Source organism: Mycobacterium sp. DL99, from assembly GCF_004762045.1.
In the GTDB taxonomy this organism is placed as follows: domain Bacteria; phylum Actinomycetota; class Actinomycetes; order Mycobacteriales; family Mycobacteriaceae; genus Mycobacterium.
In genome coordinates, this window is sequence record NZ_SJOM01000007.1 from 954,946 (window position 1) to 972,401 (window position 17,456).

Below are 17,456 nucleotides of genomic sequence, written 5' to 3' on the forward strand. Positions count from 1 at the left end.
CAATGCTAACCGCCCCGGCGGCTGCTCAGCTGAGGTCGATCAGTACCGGCGCATGGTCGCTGGGTGCGGTGGTGCCCTTCTTGGGGCGGCGTTCATCCTTCACGATCTCGGCGTTCGTGACCCGCGAGGCGAGGCCGGGGGAGCCGAGGATGAAATCGATGCGCATGCCGCGGCGTTTCTGGAAAGCCAGCTGGGTGTAATCCCAGTAGGTGTAGGTCCCGGGACCTGGTGTGAAAGACCGCACCACATCGGTGAATTGGGCGTCGTTCATGGCCTGGAAGGCCGCGCGCTCGGGCTCGGACACGTGCGTGCTGCCGTCGAAGGCGGCCATGTCCCAGACGTCCTCATCCTGGGGGGCGATGTTCCAGTCTCCGACCAGCGCGATGGGCTGCTCCGGATCCGCTTGCAGCCAGCCGGCGGCGGTATCCCGCAGCGCGGCAAGCCAATCCAGCTTGTAGGCGTAGTGCGGATCGGCCAGCGTACGACCGTTGGGCACATACAGGCTCCACACCCGCACGCCGCCGCAGGTCGCTCCCAGTGCGCGAGCCTCGGCCGTGGCCTCCTCCTCGGGTTTGCTGCTCCACGCCGGCTGTCCCGGGAACCCGATCTCGATATCGTCGAGGCCGACCCGGGAGGCGATGGCCACGCCGTTCCACTGGCTGAGCCCGATGTGTGCGACCTCGTAGCCGAGCGCCGCGAACGGCATCATCGGGAACTGTGCGTCGGTGCACTTGGTTTCCTGCATGGCCAGCACGTCGACGTCGGCGCGCTCCAGCCAGTCGACCACGCGGTCCACTCGGGTTCGGATCGAATTGACGTTCCAGGTGGCCAGGCGCATGAGGTTAGAGGTTACGGTCAGCGCGAACCGAGGATGTCCTCGGCCGCGACATAGCGGGTTTGGTGATGCAGCCGGAATCCCAGTGCGGTGTACAGCGCGATGGCCGGGTGGTTGTCCACCTCCACCTGGACGTAGGCCCGCCGGGCACCTGCCTCGGCGCCCCAGCCCAACAGTGCTTCACACACTGCCCGGGCATGGCCCTGCCTGCGATGGGCGGGGGAGACGCGCACCGACGAGATGCCCAGCCAGGCCGTGCCGTCCGGAGCGCTCGTCACCGCGCCGCGACCGACCGCGCGGTCGGGCACCGTCGCGAAGATCAGCTCTCCGTCGACCACGGCGGTCAGCACGTCGCCGGGGACCTCGCGTTCATAGATCCGCAGCCACTGTGCGTCCGGTTGCTGTGCCAGCGTGACACCCGACGCCGGGGGCTGTGCACCCGGCAACTCACGCACCATGACCCGTGCCGGCTTGATGCCGGGGGTGCGTATCGGCAGTAGCCGCTCCGGCAGGGCCAGCCAGGCCGGCAGGTCACGTTCGCGGTACCAGTCGCGCACCGCGGACAGATCGGCGATCTGCGCCGACACGCCCAGTGGGATCGCCGAATTGGCGCGGCTGGTGACACCGCGCCCGGCACGCAGCAGCCAACCGCCCAGCCATTGCTGTTCGACGCCGGGCCAGGCCAGCGCCGCCGCGTGTTCGAGCGCGCGGATTTCGGAGGCCCGCACCGGTGCGTGCGACAACTCACGCACGCTCACGATGTCGGCAGGAGAGATTTCGACGAGCTCGCCGTCCTTGGTGCGGATCAGCACCGTCGGCTCCAGGCGCTCCACATGGCCGATGACGTCGGTCAGTGGCTTGGCCGACCCGGCGGGCAGCTGGTAACGCAGGCTGACCCGGGACCCGAGCGCGGGCAATGCCGGCATCAGTGACCGAACGGGTCGGGAACCTCGCCGGGCATCCAGGACAGGCCGGGTACACCCCATCCGTTGCGCTTGACGGACTTCTTGGCCGCCCTCGCGTAGCGGCCCACCAGCCGGTCGATGTAGAGAAATCCGTCGAGGTGTCCGGTCTCGTGCTGGAGCATCCGGGCAAACAAGTCGGTGCCCTCGAGAGTGACCGGTGAACCGTCGGCGTCCAGCCCGGTGACCCGCGCCCAGTCGGCCCGGCCGGTCGGGAAATTCTCGCCCGGCACCGACAGGCAGCCTTCCTCGTCATCGTCGGGGTCGGGCATCGTCTCGGGAACCTCGGACGTCTCCAGCACCGGGTTGATGACGACCCCGCGGCGGCGCGTGACTTGGCCCCGCGTCGGGGCACAGTCATAGACGAACAACCGCTTGGCCACGCCGATCTGGTTGGCGGCCAAGCCAACCCCGTTCGCAGCGTCCATGGTGTCGAACATGGTCTGGATGAGTTCGGGCAGGTCCGCAGGCAGCGAACCGTCCGGGCCGACCGGCACCGGCTCGGTCGGCGTGTGCAGAACGGGATCCCCGACGATGCAAATTGGTACGACAGCCACCGGGGAATCTTAGGCGGAAGTCCTTCCGGAGCCGACTCGCGGGTTTATGTGTCACCCAGACCCAGCAAGCCGTGGTTGAATAATCGCCGAACCACAGCGATGTTATTTCTCACGTGTCGGAAGGGTCCAGGGAGCAATATGGACGGCGCCATGGCGCGGACTGAGCAATCCGGGGACGACTCTGATCTGAGCGATGGGCTCACCCGGCGCGAGCACGATATTTTGGCCTTCGAACGCCAATGGTGGAAGTACGCCGGAAGCAAGGAAGACGCGATCAAAGAGCTCTTCTCGATGTCGGCTACGCGGTACTACCAGGTGCTGAACGCGTTGGTGGACCGTCCCGAGGCGCTGGCTGCCGACCCGATGCTGGTCAAGCGGCTGCGGCGGATGCGGGCCAGCCGTCAGAAGGCGCGGGCTGCGCGGCGGCTCGGCTTCGATATCAGCACCTAAAAGGTCACGGGGTGAGGGATCGGGCGGTTCGCTCGATACAGTGGTGGCGATGAATCAGCGAGACTCCTCCGGGTTGCCCCTGCGTGCCATGGTGATGGTGCTGTTGTTCCTCGGGGTCGTGTTCCTGCTGGTCGGTTTCCAGGCGATCGGCTCAGGCGACGACTCTTCGGATCAGTCGTCGTCCGTGGCCACGACCACCGCGACGACCACGACGAAGACCTCGGCAAAGGCCGCACCCGCACCAGAGGTCAAGGCCGACGTGCGCGTGTACAACATCTCCGAAGTCCCCGGTGCGGCCGAGACCACGGCCAACCGGCTGCGCGAGGCGCACTGGAATGTCACCGAGACCGGCAACCTGGCGTTGGAAGGTGTTGCCGGCACCACGGTGTTCTTCGGTGAGACTCCGGGTGAGAAGGAAGCCGCCGACGCCGTGGGCAAGGCGATCCAGGCGCCCGTCGAACCCCGGCGCCCAGAACTTCTGGAGCAACCACCGGGCGTGATCGTGGTAGTCACCGGCTAGGCTTTGGGCCATGCTGAAGCCCGTCAGTGTTGCCATACTGTTCGCTGCCCCCGTTGTCGCGCTGAGCGCCTGCAGTCCGCCCGGACAGGTGCCGTCCGACACGCCCGGCACCACCCCGGCGATCTGGACCGGATCGCCGTCGCCCTCGGCCGCTCCCGGTGAGCAGGGCGGCGGGCACGGTGCACCGGCCACCAGCGGCGGAGAGACCCTCACCGCGGATCTCAAGACCGCCGACGGGACTGCCGTGGCAACCGCCGAATTCCAGTTCGCCGACGGTTTCGCCACCGTCACCGTCGAGACCACCACCCCGGGCAAGCTGGCTCCGGGATTCCATGGTCTCCACATCCACTCGGTCGGCAAGTGTGAGGCCAACTCGGTGGCCCCGACCGGTGGCGCGCCCGGCGACTTCAACTCCGCCGGGGGCCATTTCCAGGTGCCCGGTCACTCCGGTCACCCCTCCAGCGGTGACCTGAGCTCGTTGCAGATCCGCGCCGACGGCTCGGGCAAGCTGGTGACCACCACCGACGCGTTCACCGCCGAGGATCTGTTGGCCGGCTCGAAGACCGCCATCATGATCCATGAGAAGTCGGACAACTTCGCCAACATCCCGCCGGAGAAGTACCAGCAGGTGATCGGCGGCGCACCCGGCCCCGACCCCGCGACCTTGGCCACCGGCGATGCCGGCAGTCGAGTGGCATGCGGTGTTATCGGCGCCGGCTGACAGCCGTATCGATTTCGCCGGGTCGCCCCGGCCAACTGTCGGCGTCGAATGGGAGTTCGCTCTCGTCGACGCCGACAGTCGTGATCTGAGCAACGGCGCCGCCGAGGTGATCGCCGAGGTCGGCGAGAGCCCACACGTGCACAAGGAGTTGCTGCGCAACACCATCGAGATCGTCACCGGGATCTGTGAGAACACCGGTGAGGCGATGGACGACCTGCGCGGCACGCTCGGTCCCGTGCGCAAGATCGTGCACGACCGCGGCATGGAACTGTTCTGCGCGGGTACCCATCCGTTTGCGAAATGGTCCGCGCAACAGCTCACCGACGCGCCGCGGTACGCCGAGCTGATCAAACGCACCCAATGGTGGGGCCGCCAGATGCTGATCTGGGGTGTGCACGTGCACGTCGGGATCTCCTCGGCGCACAAGGTCATGCCGATCATCTCGTCGCTGCTCAACCAGTACCCGCATCTGTTGGCGCTGTCGGCATCCTCACCGTTCTGGGACGGTGAGGACACCGGGTACGCGAGCAACCGGGCGATGATGTTCCAGCAGTTGCCCACTGCCGGCCTGCCGTTCCAATTCCAGACCTGGCCGGAGTTCGAGGGTTTCGTCCACGATCAGAAGAAGACCGGCATCATCGATCATCTCAACGAGATTCGTTGGGACATCAGGCCGTCGCCGCACCTCGGCACCGTCGAGGTGCGGATCTTCGACGGGGTGTCCAACGTCCGTGAGCTCGGTGCGCTCGTCGCGCTGACCCACTGCCTGATCGTCGATCTGGACCGCAGGCTCGATGCGGGCGAGCAGTTGCCGACCATGCCGCCCTGGCATGTGCAGGAGAACAAATGGCGTGCGGCCCGCTACGGACTGGACGCCGTGATCATCCTGGACGCGGACAGCAACGAGCGGCTGGTCACCGAAGATCTCGACGAATTGCTGAATCACCTTGAGCCGGTGGCAAAGTCACTGGGATGCTCGGACGAGCTCGCCTCTGTCACCGACATCTACCGCGGCGGCGCCTCGTATCAACGGCAGCGCCGGGTGGCCGAGGAGAACGACGGCGACCTCCGCGAAGTCGTCGACGCCCTGGTCGGCGAACTCCAACTGTGAGGATGAGCGCTATGCGACTGCGGATCATGGCGGGGATTGTGGTGGCGGGCCTCGCTCTCTCGGGCTGCAGCACCGTCACCGCCGGAACGCCGATGGGTGATCCCGATCAGACCGGGATCTCCACCACGACGACCACCAGGCCCCGGCCCAGCTACACGGCGGCGCCCCCGTCCCCGGCTTTCCCGTCCCCCGGGACCGGTGGCGGGACCAGTGGCGGGGTCAGCACCCCGCCACCAAACGGGATGTCGACCACCTGCCGGGAGTACGCGTCGATGGACGAGGCCACCCAGCTCGGCATGGTCGAGCTGCTGGCGAAGAACGGCTATGCGGGAATGAAGAAGAATCCGTTCCTGTGGACCTCGTTCATCGGAGCCATGTGCGTGCTGGCCGATCGGAATTCGACCGTGGTCGAGGCGATCAACAAAAAGGTGCCTGGCTGACATCTCTGGGGTGAATTGCCTTGTAGTGCACTGCGATATAAGGCCAGGCCTGCATCGCGGTGACACCGTCCAGGCCGCGGATGCTCTCGTCGAGCACGTCGAGCAGGTCCTCGCCGCGGGCGGTCACCACCTCGGCCAGGACATCCCAACGACCGGCGGTCAGCGCCACGTACGACACCGTTTCCACGCGGGTCAGCGCCTCGGCCACCTTCTGGGCGCCGGCCCGTCCGTCGGTACGGATCGCCACCCAGCTGCTGTGGCGGTAGCCGAGCCGCAACGGATTGGCGATGCACATCACCCGGGCCGCGCCCGTCTCCACCATCCGGTTGTACCGGACCCGGATGGTGGTCTCGGACAAGCCCAGCGCAGAAGCGAAGTCGCGGAAGGCCGCGCGGCCGTCGACGGCGAGGCGCGTCAGGATCGAGCGGTCGATGTCATCGAGCGGGCGCGGCCGCACCGCGCCGTCGGCGAGCACGCCGGACAGCCGGGCCTGCTGATAGTGCAGCCGCAGGTAAGGGAGCAGTTCGACCGAACGCACCCCGGGCAGCGTCGCGATCTTGCCGAAGGCGACATCATGAAGTTCACGGGCATCGGTGCAGACCAACTCCAGCACCACCCCGTACGGGCCCGTCGTCGCCGTCACGTAATCGGCTTCGCCCAACAAGGCGAGCTCGGCGGCGAGCTCGACCGGTGTGCGGGATCCGTCGACGGTCAGCAGAGCCAGCCCCAGCGAGCCGAACCCCAGCACCGCCGGATCGGTGACGGCGGCGATGGTGATGTAGCCCTCATCCAACAGTCGCGAAACACGGCGGCGCGCAGCCTTTTCCGTGATGCCGGCGCGACGGGCCAGCTCCGCGTAGGGAATACGGCCATCGGCCTGCAGCAATTCGATCAGTTGGCGGTCGACCGCGTCGAGGTCGGTGTAGCCCGGGTCGGACAGCAGCGTGCGGGCTGCCTCAAGCTCCGCTGACGGTGGCATCATCCGAGGCTACCGGCTGATGCGCATTGACCAACCAAAGGGCGAGGACGATCCTGGCCTCATGACGGTCTCACCGATGTTTCCTCTCGAAGTGGCCATGCTGCCCGGCCAGGAACTGCCGCTGCGGATTTTCGAACCGCGCTACGTGGCGATGGTGGGCGACTGTTTGGCCATGTCGGAGCCGTCGTTCGGGGTGGTGCTGATCTCGGCCGGCCGCGAGGTGGGCGGCGGTGACCGCCGGTGCGACGTCGGGGCGCGGGCCTTGATCGTGGACTGCCAGGAATTCGGTGTCGGCAAGTACCGGCTGCTGTGCGTGATGAGTGATCGAATCCGGGTGCAGCGCTGGCTCGACGACGATCCGTATCCACGTGCCGAGATCGAACTCTGGCCCGACGAACCCGGCGGCCAGGCGGATGCCGCCCGCATCAGCGACGTCGAAGACCGGATGGTGGCACTGCTCGACCGGATCGGGGAGGCTCGCGGCACGTCGATCCGCAGCCGCGAGATCGTGGAGTCGGCCGGCGTCGATCCGGAGAACCGCTTGTACGCCCTGGCCAGCCGGTTACCCATGGGACAGGCCGACCGTTATTCACTGCTGGCCGCGCCGTCGGAAGCGGCCCGGCTCGAGGTGCTCAGCGAGGCCGTGGACACCGTCACCGCGATGGTCGAGTTCCAGCTTTCGCAGTAGCGAGCGGACAATTGGTCACGAGATGAGAGTGTTGATCGTCGACGATGAGCCCAGGCTCACCAAGACGCTGAGCCTGGGGTTGCGGGCCGAGGGCTGCGTGGTCGTGGTGGCCGACAACGGTGTGGACGGGGCGCACCTGGCCGTGGAGGACGACTTCGATGTGATCCTGCTCGACATCATGCTCCCGGGCATGAGCGGCTACGAGGTGCTGCGGCGGATCCGGGCGCAGCAGGTGTGGACTCCGGTGCTGATGCTGACCGCCAAAGACGGTGAATTCGACGAGACCGACGCGTTCGACCTGGGAGCCGACGACTACCTCACCAAACCGTTCAAGTTCAACGTGCTGGCGGCCAGGATGCGGGCACTGCAGCGCCGGGGCGCACCTCAGCGGCCGGCCGTCATCACCGCGGGATCGCTGTCGCTCGATCCGGCCCGCAAGACCGTCGCCCGCGGCGATGTTCCAATTGGACTGACGCCCAAGGAATTCTGCCTGCTGCAGTACCTGATGCGGAACAAGGACACGGTGGTGACCAAGGCTGACATCCTGCGGAACGTATGGGATGCCCACTACGTGGGGCCACACAACGTCGTCGAAGTCTATGTGCGATACGTTCGCCTCAAGATCGATGCACCGTTCGGTACCAACAGCATTCACACTGTGCGGGGAGTCGGCTACCGGCTCGAATCGGAAGAGAGCCGAGGCAATTGAACACGGACGACGGTGCCGCCTCCGGCCCGGTCGTCCACGGTGACCGTACCGCCATGTGCGGCAACGATTTCAGAAACGATCGCCAAGCCGAGTCCCGTCCCGCCGCCATTGCGGGAACGATCGGAGTCCAGCCGGACGAACCGGGCGAACACCCGCAGGCGGTCGGCCTCTGGGATGCCCGGCCCGTCGTCAGCGACAGTCAGCATGACGGTGCTGTCCACCTGGTGCAGGTCGATGTCGATGCATGAACGCGCATGACGCGCGGCGTTGTCGGTCAGATTTCGCAGCACCCGTGAGAGAGCCTGGGTGTCACCTGACATCCGGGCTTCACCAACGTCGGTGTGCACGGTCAGGTGGGTTCCGCGCCGTAACCGGTCGGCCTCGGCCTGGATGACCGGCCGGAGGTCCAGCTCTTCCAGACGGAGTTTCAGACCGCGCTCATCGGCTCGGGCCAGCAGCAACAGATCATCGATCAGCGACTGCATCCGCTGAGCCTCGGGCATCAGTGTGGTTTCGAGCAGGTCCTGGTCGAGCAACCCGGGGTGTACCTGGGCGACATCCAGCGCGGAGATGATCGTGGTCAACGGGCTACGCAGCTCATGGGACGCATCCCCGACGAACTGGCGCTGCGCGTTGTGGCCGGTTTCCAGGCGGGCCAGCATGGCATTCATCGTGTCGGCGAGCGCGGCGATCTCATCGTGGCTGTCGGGTCGAGGCACGCGCTCGGCCAGGTCGGATGTGCTGATCTCGGCGACCCGGGCGCGGATCGCGTCGACCGATCGCAGCGACCGCTTCACCAGCAGGTAGGTGGCCACCGCCACGACGGCGATGACCAGCGGCGCTGATCCGCACAACAGCAGCGCGACGGTCTGGACCGTGGATTCGGCGAGTTCACTGCTGCCGGCAACCAAGATCGTGTAACGCCCGTGGGGCGTATCGACCGTCCGGCCGATGATCCTGAGATCGTCGTTGGGAACCGAATTGCCGGCCAGCCGGGTCGGCTTGGCGCCGACGGCGGTCACCGGCACCAGCGGCGTGCTCGGTGCATCGGTGGAACTGAGGACGACGGTGTTGTCGTTGGCGATTATCTGGATCGCGACAACCCGCTGATCGGTATCGAGCAGGGAGCTGTCGAAGGCGGCGGGGGACTCGGCCCTGAGTGCGGTGGTGATGTCATGCAGCTGCGTCGCCGCAGCCTCGTCGATCCCCGAGATCAGGTAGCGGTACAGCAGCACCGTCAGGCCCGCGCCCGCGACCACGAGCGCCATCAGCACCACCGTGGCCGCGACGAGGGCCGACCGGGTCGCGATACCCCACTGTCGTGGCCACGGCCGGATCCGCAGCCGCTGACGGCCTGTACCCGAAGCCGACGTCATCTCGACAGTCTGAGCTGCACCGCGTCCTCTCCGATCTCCGGGGTGTCGTCGGCCGGCCTCGCCAGGAAAGCCCAGCCGAGCAGTACGGCCGCCGAACCCAGCAGAAACCCGCCGCTGACATCGGCGAGCCAGTGCACGCCCAGGTAGAGCCGCGTCGCCGCGACCACGAGCGTTGCGAAAGCGCCGCACACGAGTAACCCGACTGTGTGCCCAGTACGTGCGCCGACGACAACCGCGAGGATGCCGAGGAGTGCCGCCGTTCCGGTGACGTGTCCGGAGGGGAACGAATGGTCGGTCTCGGCCAGCAGTTGAACTGCGGACGGCGGCCGGTTGGACCTCACCACTGCTTTGCCCAAGGTGCTTGCCACCGATGCGAGGCCAACGGTGGCCACCACCACGATCGCGGGTCGGGCCAGGCGCGTCCGGAACCAGATCAGCGCCGCGGCACCGACCGCGATCAGCGCGACAGCGGCGGGACTACCCAGATCGGTGATCACCGCGGCAACGCTGGTCAGCCATGCATTGCGCTGCGTAACGACCCAGTCGAGGACACGATGGTCTACTGCGGTGCCGGAGTGGGACGACCAGGAGATGAACCCCAATCCGACGAATCCGCTGAGCAGAACAACCGCCATCTGGACCTGCCAGGTCACGCGCCGCATCGCATTCACCGTTCCACGGTGCCCAGGCGTTGCTGAGGCGGCGCTGAGAAGCACGGTGATCACGATCTTTATCAGCGTTTTCTCATCGACGACCTGTCACTCTGTGGCATCGCTGCGGTGATCACGCCGCGGACCGTACGAGGAGATGTTCGATGCCCCCGCTACAGAAGCCGTATCACCGGATGAAGTTGTTGGCCGCCGTCACCGGGATAAGTGCCATGGCGCTGCTCGGCGCGGTAGCCGTCATCGACGGCGCCAAGACGGGTACAACTGACTCCGCCTTGCAGTTCAGCAGTACCACGACAGTGACCACCCCGCCGACCGCACCGGAGACTCCATTCGCCTCCCCGAAGGTGAAGGCTCCGCACAAGTAGCGCTGTCGGGGGCTACTCCGGAACGAAGGCCTCGATGTCGAGCCGGTCCAGCGCACGGCCGTCGATCAGCTCGATCCGGTTCTCCGGTTGTCGAATCTCCGTCATCCAGAATAGGTTTCGGCCAGGATGCCCTCGACGAACTCCGTGGACATGGTGCCCTCGGTGGTATCGGCGGGCAGGGTGCGGTGGTAGCGCGCCATCAGGTCGTCGGCCGGCAGGGCCGCCACGTCCCAGCAGTGTTCGCTGAGCCAATCGGGGACGTGGGCGCGATCCTCGATGAACCACAGCTGCTCCGGATCCGGCATGTCGTCGCCGGCCTCGGCGGCCTCGGCACGCATCGTCTCGATGAGCTCACGGCGGCGGGCCAGCTGATCTTCGGAGAAGAACCCGGCGCTGAACGACTCGACCGCGATCCGGCTGTCCCGTGCCGACAGTTCGGTGATGCGCTCGAACAGCAGGTCCTGCGCTTCGGCCGGCAGGTAGGGGAGCAAGCCTTCGACCGACCACGCCGTCGGCTCGGTGGCGTCGAAACCCGCATCCCGCAATGCCTTCGGCCAATCCTGGCGCAGGTCGACCCCGACGGCGACATGCCGGGCCTTGGGCGCAGCCCGGTGCGCCGCCAGGACTTCCTCCTTGAACTGCAGCACCTGCGGTTGGTCGATCTCGAACACCACGCTGTCGTGGATCCAGGGCAACCGCCAGGCTCGGGCATCCAGGCCGGCCGCCAGGATCACCGACTGGCGGATACCCGACGCGCCCGCGGCGAGGAAGAACTCGTCGAACCATTTGGTCCGGGACGCGGCGTAATTGCCGATGGAGCGAATCCGCTGGGCCATCGCGCCGGTGGGCGGGCGCCAGCCCCGTGCGGCCGCGGCGTCGAGAAACATCTGCGCATACGGGTCGGTGAACAACGGAGATTCAGCGGCGGTCTCGTCGGCTCGGGCCATCGCCACCCCGAGCGCGGTGGCACCCACGCTCTCGGTGATTTCCCAGCTGTCGTCGTTAGTTCTGGCCATCACTGTCAGTCTCCCCGAACTCCGCCATCTCGTCGCGGGTCAGCAGATTCTCCCGGTTGCGCTGCTCCCGGTAGGCCAGTTGCCCGACGCGGTTGGCGATCACCGGGGCGGTGATCAGCGTGAACAAACCGGTGAGGATCAACATGCCGACATCGGCGTGGCCCCGGAGCCGGATCGCCGCACCGGCCAGCACCAAGAGCAGCCCGAGCACCTGGGGCTTGGTCGCCGAATGCATCCGCGACATGGTGTCGCCGAACCGCACGATGCCGATCGCGGCGGTCAAGGCCAGCGTCGACCCGGCCAGGATCAGGACGGCGGTGACGATGTCGAGGATGTTCATGGCACCCACTTCCGCCGCGGTTCATCGGTATCGGGCACGCGGAACCGCGCCACGCTCACCGAACCGACGAAGCTGATCAACGCCAACGCCGTCAAGCTGTAGGTCACCGTGGTGTCAAGGCTGTACGCCGCCCAGGTCCCGATACCGCACAGCGTGACGGCCACCAGGGTGTCCAACGCGACCAGCCGATCCAGGGTGCTCGGCCCCGCCAAAAGGCGAAACATCGTGATCGCCGCGGCGGCCGTCAACATGACCGCGGCGATCGTCCACACGGTTGTCATGCGCCCTCCTTGTTGGCCGCAGGGCGCCAGTCCGACTCGCGCTCGAAAGCCGCCACCAAAAGCCGCTGCAGGGTGGTGATCTGGCTGTGGAACCGGTTGATCGCCTTGTCGGAACCCACGTCGACGACGTGTACATAGATCAGCCGCCGGGTCTGATCGATCTCCAGCACGATGGTTCCCGGGGTCAGGTTGATGATGTTGACCCCGAGGGCCAAGACCAGATCGGACTTGATCGCCAGATGCGCCCGTAACACGGCGTTGAGCGGCAGCGGCCCCGGTCTGACCGCCAACCAGGCCATCTGGAACGACGACATCACCAGCCAAACGGCGACCTGAATGACCAACCGCAGCAGCGACAACAGATGTACCCGCCCCTCCACCGGGACGGCGGGCAGCGGCAGCAACACCGTGATCACAACGGCGACCGCCAGGCCCGACACGATGTTGGCCGCAGAGATGCTGCCCCACAGCAGCACCCACACGAGCATCAGCCAGCACAAGATCCAGGCTCGTAGCAGCAGCCACCTCATCGCCCATCACCCCCGAGCACCGCCGAGATGTACTGTCCACGGTCCAGCACTTCGGCCGCGGCGCGCTCGCTGTAGGAGAAGATCGGCCCGGCCGCCACGGTCAGCGCCAGCCCAACCGCGATCAAAGCGCCTGTCGGAGCCAACATTCCCATCGGCATGCGGCCCACGCTGTCGCGATCGGCGAACTCGATGTCCTCGATGTCGTCGAGCAGCACCGCCGGTGCCGCCCCGGCCAGGTGCCCTTCGGGTGCGTCGGCACGGGCTCGCCAGAACGCCTTCGTCCACACCCGCGCCACCACGTAAAGCGTCAGCAGGCTCGTCACCACGCTGCCGGCCACCAGGATCCAGGCCAGTGGCGAACCGTTCGCGGCGCCCGCCTCGAGCAGCGCCACCTTGCCGATGAAGCCCGAGAACGGCGGGATGCCACCGAGGTTCAGCGCGGGCACCACGAACACGAACGCCAGCACCGGGCTGGCCGCGGCCAGCCCGCCCAGCCGTTGCAACGTCGACGCCCCGGCCTGCCGTTCGATCAGACCGACGACGAGGAACAGCGTCGTCTGCACGACGATGTGGTGGGCCACGTAGTAGATCGCGCCGGACATGCCGAGCTGGTTGGCCAGTGCGACACCGAACACCATGTAGCCGATGTGGCTGACGAGGGTGAAGGACAACAGCCGTTTGATGTCGCTCTGGGCGATCGCACCGAGGATGCCGATGATCATGGTGAGCAGGCCCGCCACCAGCAGCACATTGTCCAGCGCCCCGCCCGGGAACAGCAGCGAATGGGCCCGGATGATCGCGTACACACCGACCTTCGTCAGCAAGCCGGCGAACACCGCGGTGACCGGCGCGGGCGCGGTGGGGTAGGAGTCGGGCAGCCACGTCGACAGCGGGAAGACCGCGGCCTTGATGCCGAACGCCACCAGCAGCACCGCGAACAACGCGGTGCGGGTGCCCGACGGGATGTCGTCGAGGCGTAACGCCAGCTCGGCCATGTTCAGCGTCCCGGTCGCCGCATACACCAGCGCGATGCCGATCAGGAAGATCAGCGACGACACCATCGACACCAGCACGTAGGAGATGCCGGCACGGACACGGTCCTCGCTGGCGCCGATGGTCAGCAGGACGAAGCTCGCGGCCAGCAGCACCTCGAAGCCGACGAACAGATTGAACAGATCACCCGCCAGGAACGCGGTACACACACCGGCCGACAGCACCAGATACGTGGGCAGGAAGATCGACACCGGCTGGCGTTCGTCGCCGTCGCGGATACCCTGCCCGATGGCGTACGCAACCACCGCCAACAGCACGATGGCCGACACCACGAGCATCAGCGCCGAAAGCCGGTCCACCACCAGGGTGATGCCCAACGGCCCCATTCCCGGCACGCTCTGACCCCACCCGCCGACGTGCAGGACCAGGGTGCCGTCCCGGTCGGCCAGGTACACCAGCGCTGCACACACCGCGACCACCGCCGTGAGTGCGAATTGGGTGATGAAGCGCTGCAACTGGGGACGGCGCCCGGCCACGAGCGTTGCCGCCGCGGCGAGCGCCGGGATCAGCACCGGCAACGGGATCAGAGCCTGGGCGTTCACTTCGACCCCTCGAATCCCGGCAGCGCATCGAGTTCGTCGGGCGCGTCGGTGTCGCGGTTGGGGTCGGGTTGCGGAATCTCTTCTTCTTCCTCGGTGCCCGACTGCTGCGACACTCGCGTGTCTTCGGGATCGTTGCTGACCTCTTCGACCGTGGTGAGGCGATACGAGCGGTAGGCCAGTGCCAGTACGAATGCCGCGAGCCCCATGCTGATCACGATCGCGGTGAGGATCATGCCCTGGGCCAGCGGATCAGCGTCGGTGGTGGCGCCGTTGCTGGTGCGCCCGCGGATCGGTGGATTGCCCGACTTGCCGCCGACGGTCAGGATCAACAGGTTGACCGCATTGCCGATCAGCAACAGCCCCAACAACATCCGGGTCAGGTTGCGTTCGAGCAGCAGGTACACGCCGGTGCTGGTGAGCCCGCCGATGATGATCAGCGGGACCAGGAATGTCGTCATCGGGCCATCTCCGCATCCACGCGGGCGCCGAGGCTGCGCAAGATGTCGAGCACCAAACCGACAACGATGAGATACACCCCCAGATCGAAGAACAACGCTGTCACCATCTTGACCGAACCCAGCACCGGCACGTCGAACTGCAGGACAGCCGAGGACAATGCGGGCGCGCCCAACAAGATTGAGGCGACCGCCGTTCCCGCCGAGAGGCCGAGCCCGGTGCCGAGGATCTTGCCCGCGTCCAGCGGCAGCGTCTCGCCGAGCTCGTAGCGGCCACCGGCCAGGTACCGCAGCACGAGCGCCAGGCCAGCGGTCAACCCGCCGGCGAAGCCACCGCCGGGAGTGTTGTGGCCGGCGAAGAAGAAGTACGCCGAGAGCACCATGATGAGCGGGAAGATGACGCGCGTCGCCACCTCCAGCACCAGAGAGCGGTGTCGAGGATCGCGCAGTTCGCTGCCGCGCAGCCAGGTGACGTCGCCGACGGCGGGGCTGTACGCCCCGATGGGGCCGATGTCGGGCTGGCCGACGGCGGTGCTGACGCGCGGCGCGGCACCGAAGCGCCGGTGCCGGAACACCAGCGACGCCACACCCGTCGCGGCCACCAGCAACACCATGACCTCTCCCAGGGTGTCCCAGGCACGGATATCGACCAGCAGCACGTTGACCGCATTGGCGCCGTGCCCGCGGTAGTACGCGGCGTCGGGGATCAGCTCGGCGATGCCCACACCGTTGCGCGCGGCCATCGCGAACACCGCGAGCGTCGTGACCGCGGCGCCCACCGCCAGCGCCAGTGCTGCACGCGGCAGCCGGTGACGATTGATGTTCGTGGCGTCGGCCTCGGCGGGCAGGACCCGAAGGACCAGCACGAAGATCACCAAAACCAGTGTCTCGACCAGGAATTGGGTGAGCGCCAGATCAGGCGCACCGTGGAAGGCGAAGATCGCGCCGCAGCCGTAGCCGGTCACCCCGACCAGCAGCACCGCGGCCAGCCGGTTACGCATCACCGTCGCGCCGATCGCGGCGGCCAGCATCAGCAACCCGACGACCACCTGCAGCGGGGAATCCCACAGCGCGAAATTCGGGCGGTCCCGGGCGCCCAGCGCCAGCATCACGATGGGCAGCACCACCAGCGTCGACAGGATCACCGATTGGGTGGCCGGCAGCGAGCCTCGCTGGGTCTCGCCGGTCAGCCGCACCGAGGTGATATCCAGGCCGCGGATCACCGCGTCGTACATGCGGTCGGCATTGCCCAGCGGCCGATAGGCAAACCGGGTGCGGGGCAACCTGTTCCGGCCGAAGAACACCACGGTGCCGACGGCGAGTACGACGGCCGAGAGCAGCAGCGGCAGGCCGAACCCGTGCCACAGTGCCAGGTGGTAGCCCGACCCGCCTGGCATGGTGTTGGCGTATTCGTCGAGCACCGCATCCATCCCGGCGGGCCACAGTCCGAAGGCCAGACCCGCGGCGGCGAGGATCGCTGGTGCGGTCAGGAAAGTGATTGAGGGACGGTGCATTTCGGCAACCCGGGTGCTGGGCTGCGGTCGCCCCTTGGCGGCGAACGCGCCCCACATGAAGCGCAGGCTGTAGATGGTGGTGAACACTGAGCCCACCACGATGCCGGTCAGCACCCATGGAGCCGCGGAGCCGAGCGCCGGGCTGTGCAGCACGGTCTCCAGGTCGGCCTCCTTGGCGACGAACCCGAAGAACGGCGGCAGCGCGGCCATGCTCGCGGTGGCGCATGCGGCAATGATCAGCAGCGGCCGGTTCTGGCGCCCCAAGCCCGCGAGGCGCCGGATGTCGCGGGTGCCGGTGGTGTGGTCGATGACGCCGACCACCATGAACAACGCGGCCTTGAACATCGCGTGCGCGCACAGCATGGCCAGGCCGGCCAGCATCATGTCGCTGCCTCCGGCGCCCACCATCACGGTGATCAGACCCAGCTGGCTGACCGTGCCGAACGCCAGGATCAATTTGAGGTCGTACTCGCGTACCGCGCGCCAACCGGCCAGCAACATGGTCGCCAGCCCGAGACCCACCACCATGGGCCGCCACAGCGGAGTGTCGGCAAACCCCGGCGTCATCCGCGCCACCAGATAGACACCGGCCTTGACCATCGCCGCGGCGTGCAGATAGGCGCTGACGGGGGTGGGCGCGGCCATCGCGCCGGGCAGCCAAAAGTGCATCGGCACGATCGCCGATTTGGACAGCGCGCCGACCAGGATCAGCGCCACCCCGATCGCGGCCGCTGTACCGCCCGGGGGAGTCGCGATCAACTCCGACAGCAGATAGGTGCCGGCCAGATTGCCCAGCACGATGATGCCGACCAGCATCGCCAGGCCGCCGAACGTGGTGACCAGCAGCGCCTGGGTGGCCGCCCGCCGGCTGGTGGCCCGCTCGGCGTAGTGGCCGACCAACAGGAAGGACAGGACCGTGGTGGTTTCCCAGAAGATGTAGAGAACCAGCATGTTGTCGCTGACCACCAGGCCGAACATGGACCCGGAGAAGGCGACGAGCTCGGCCGCGAAGCTGGGCAGCCGCTTCTCGGTCTTCCCGTCGTGGTGGTGGAAGTACTCGCCGCAATAGAAGAGGACGAGAGCCCCGATGGCCAGCACCAGCACGCTCATGATGGCGGCCAACGAGTCGAACCGCAGCGTGATGTCCATCGACAGCTCGTGCACCCACGGGATGCTCACGGTCGGGACGCGGTCGTCGCTCGGCCAGTTCAGGCCGACCCAGACCAGGGAGCCGAGCGGCACCAAGGCCAACGGGTAGAACGCTCGCCGGCCCCATTTGGCCACCAGAAGTGGCGCCAGCGCGGTGGCAACCGCGTGGGCGAGCAGAACGGCGAGCATGGC

Annotated in this window: 21 protein-coding genes; 8 read left to right on the forward strand and 13 right to left on the reverse strand. The window is 67.1% G+C overall.

Features of this window, described 5'->3' with window-relative positions:
• Positions 1 to 25 precede the first annotated feature (25 nt).
• The 3 genes from EYZ64_RS04675 to EYZ64_RS04685 are packed head-to-tail and all read right to left on the reverse strand — an operon-like array spanning position 26 to position 2,354.
• The gene (locus tag EYZ64_RS04675) at positions 26 to 838 is read right to left on the reverse strand and encodes an exodeoxyribonuclease III (RefSeq protein ID WP_135452233.1); all 813 of its coding nucleotides are present in this window, start codon (positions 836 to 838) and stop codon (positions 26 to 28) included.
• A gap of 17 nt (positions 839 to 855) precedes the next feature.
• Positions 856 to 1,761 (reverse strand): N-acetylglutamate synthase, CG3035 family, encoded by a 906-nt coding sequence (locus EYZ64_RS04680; protein WP_135452235.1) that lies wholly within the window; start codon positions 1,759 to 1,761, stop codon positions 856 to 858.
• Positions 1,761 to 2,354: a peptide deformylase gene (locus EYZ64_RS04685; protein ID WP_135452237.1), complete on the reverse strand. Its 594-nt coding sequence runs from the start codon at positions 2,352 to 2,354 to the stop codon at positions 1,761 to 1,763. The genes EYZ64_RS04680 and EYZ64_RS04685 overlap by 1 nt, the downstream gene beginning before the upstream one ends.
• 138 nt (positions 2,355 to 2,492) lie before the next feature.
• Between EYZ64_RS04685 and napA the strand changes: the two genes are divergently transcribed.
• The 5 genes from napA to EYZ64_RS04710 are packed head-to-tail and all read left to right on the forward strand — an operon-like array spanning position 2,493 to position 5,596.
• Complete coding sequence (napA, locus tag EYZ64_RS04690; RefSeq protein WP_036442184.1) at positions 2,493 to 2,804, forward strand: nucleoid-associated protein NapA; 312 nt, start codon at positions 2,493 to 2,495, stop codon at positions 2,802 to 2,804.
• A gap of 49 nt (positions 2,805 to 2,853) precedes the next feature.
• The gene (locus tag EYZ64_RS04695; protein ID WP_210115462.1) at positions 2,854 to 3,324 is read left to right on the forward strand and encodes a LytR C-terminal domain-containing protein; all 471 of its coding nucleotides are present in this window, start codon (positions 2,854 to 2,856) and stop codon (positions 3,322 to 3,324) included.
• A 10-nt stretch (positions 3,325 to 3,334) separates the two neighbouring features.
• Positions 3,335 to 4,045 (forward strand): superoxide dismutase[Cu-Zn], encoded by a 711-nt coding sequence (gene sodC, locus EYZ64_RS04700; RefSeq protein WP_135452242.1) that lies wholly within the window; start codon positions 3,335 to 3,337, stop codon positions 4,043 to 4,045.
• Positions 4,002 to 5,156 carry a glutamate--cysteine ligase gene (locus EYZ64_RS04705; protein WP_167857708.1) on the forward strand — a complete coding sequence of 385 codons (1,155 nt, stop codon included), beginning with the start codon at positions 4,002 to 4,004 and terminating at the stop codon, positions 5,154 to 5,156. The genes sodC and EYZ64_RS04705 overlap by 44 nt, the downstream gene beginning before the upstream one ends.
• An 11-nt stretch (positions 5,157 to 5,167) precedes the next feature.
• Positions 5,168 to 5,596 carry a hypothetical protein gene (locus EYZ64_RS04710; protein WP_135452244.1) on the forward strand — a complete coding sequence of 143 codons (429 nt, stop codon included), beginning with the start codon at positions 5,168 to 5,170 and terminating at the stop codon, positions 5,594 to 5,596.
• Here EYZ64_RS04710 and EYZ64_RS04715 read toward each other — a convergent pair.
• Positions 5,574 to 6,575 (reverse strand): Lrp/AsnC family transcriptional regulator, encoded by a 1,002-nt coding sequence (locus EYZ64_RS04715; RefSeq protein ID WP_135452247.1) that lies wholly within the window; start codon positions 6,573 to 6,575, stop codon positions 5,574 to 5,576. The genes EYZ64_RS04710 and EYZ64_RS04715 overlap by 23 nt on opposite strands.
• Positions 6,576 to 6,636: 61 nt before the next feature.
• Between EYZ64_RS04715 and EYZ64_RS04720 the strand changes: the two genes are divergently transcribed.
• Positions 6,637 to 7,263, forward strand: coding sequence for an LON peptidase substrate-binding domain-containing protein (locus EYZ64_RS04720; protein ID WP_135452249.1), 627 nt, complete (start codon positions 6,637 to 6,639; stop codon positions 7,261 to 7,263).
• A 22-nt stretch (positions 7,264 to 7,285) separates the two neighbouring features.
• A complete protein-coding gene (locus EYZ64_RS04725) occupies positions 7,286 to 7,972 on the forward strand; it encodes a response regulator transcription factor (RefSeq protein WP_135452251.1) in 687 nt (228 codons plus the stop codon).
• Here EYZ64_RS04725 and EYZ64_RS04730 read toward each other — a convergent pair.
• Positions 7,936 to 9,348 carry a sensor histidine kinase gene (locus EYZ64_RS04730; RefSeq protein ID WP_135452253.1) on the reverse strand — a complete coding sequence of 471 codons (1,413 nt, stop codon included), beginning with the start codon at positions 9,346 to 9,348 and terminating at the stop codon, positions 7,936 to 7,938. The genes EYZ64_RS04725 and EYZ64_RS04730 overlap by 37 nt on opposite strands.
• Complete coding sequence (locus tag EYZ64_RS04735) at positions 9,345 to 10,010, reverse strand: phosphatase PAP2 family protein (protein WP_135452255.1); 666 nt, start codon at positions 10,008 to 10,010, stop codon at positions 9,345 to 9,347. Before EYZ64_RS04735 ends, EYZ64_RS04730 begins: the two co-directional genes overlap by 4 nt.
• A 152-nt stretch (positions 10,011 to 10,162) precedes the next feature.
• Between EYZ64_RS04735 and EYZ64_RS04740 the strand changes: the two genes are divergently transcribed.
• Complete coding sequence (locus EYZ64_RS04740) at positions 10,163 to 10,384, forward strand: hypothetical protein (protein WP_286174618.1); 222 nt, start codon at positions 10,163 to 10,165, stop codon at positions 10,382 to 10,384.
• A gap of 101 nt (positions 10,385 to 10,485) precedes the next feature.
• On the opposite strand, the gene EYZ64_RS04745 is transcribed toward EYZ64_RS04740, so the two are convergent.
• From EYZ64_RS04745 to EYZ64_RS04775, 7 genes are read right to left on the reverse strand one after another with little or no spacing between them, the layout of a single operon-like run.
• Positions 10,486 to 11,400 (reverse strand): SAM-dependent methyltransferase, encoded by a 915-nt coding sequence (locus EYZ64_RS04745; protein WP_135452257.1) that lies wholly within the window; start codon positions 11,398 to 11,400, stop codon positions 10,486 to 10,488.
• The gene (locus EYZ64_RS04750) at positions 11,387 to 11,740 is read right to left on the reverse strand and encodes a monovalent cation/H(+) antiporter subunit G (protein ID WP_135452259.1); all 354 of its coding nucleotides are present in this window, start codon (positions 11,738 to 11,740) and stop codon (positions 11,387 to 11,389) included. The genes EYZ64_RS04745 and EYZ64_RS04750 overlap by 14 nt, the downstream gene beginning before the upstream one ends.
• Positions 11,737 to 12,021 (reverse strand): monovalent cation/H+ antiporter complex subunit F, encoded by a 285-nt coding sequence (locus EYZ64_RS04755; protein WP_036442168.1) that lies wholly within the window; start codon positions 12,019 to 12,021, stop codon positions 11,737 to 11,739. Before EYZ64_RS04755 ends, EYZ64_RS04750 begins: the two co-directional genes overlap by 4 nt.
• On the reverse strand, positions 12,018 to 12,551 hold the full coding sequence (locus EYZ64_RS04760; protein WP_135452261.1) for a Na+/H+ antiporter subunit E: 534 nt from the start codon (positions 12,549 to 12,551) through the stop codon (positions 12,018 to 12,020). The genes EYZ64_RS04755 and EYZ64_RS04760 overlap by 4 nt, the downstream gene beginning before the upstream one ends.
• Positions 12,548 to 14,146 (reverse strand): Na+/H+ antiporter subunit D, encoded by a 1,599-nt coding sequence (locus tag EYZ64_RS04765; protein WP_135452263.1) that lies wholly within the window; start codon positions 14,144 to 14,146, stop codon positions 12,548 to 12,550. The genes EYZ64_RS04760 and EYZ64_RS04765 overlap by 4 nt, the downstream gene beginning before the upstream one ends.
• Positions 14,143 to 14,604, reverse strand: coding sequence for a Na(+)/H(+) antiporter subunit C (locus tag EYZ64_RS04770; RefSeq protein ID WP_135452265.1), 462 nt, complete (start codon positions 14,602 to 14,604; stop codon positions 14,143 to 14,145). The genes EYZ64_RS04765 and EYZ64_RS04770 overlap by 4 nt, the downstream gene beginning before the upstream one ends.
• The gene (locus EYZ64_RS04775) at positions 14,601 to 17,453 is read right to left on the reverse strand and encodes a Na+/H+ antiporter subunit A (RefSeq protein ID WP_135452267.1); all 2,853 of its coding nucleotides are present in this window, start codon (positions 17,451 to 17,453) and stop codon (positions 14,601 to 14,603) included. The genes EYZ64_RS04770 and EYZ64_RS04775 overlap by 4 nt, the downstream gene beginning before the upstream one ends.
• Between the last annotated feature and the right edge of the window lie 3 nt (positions 17,454 to 17,456).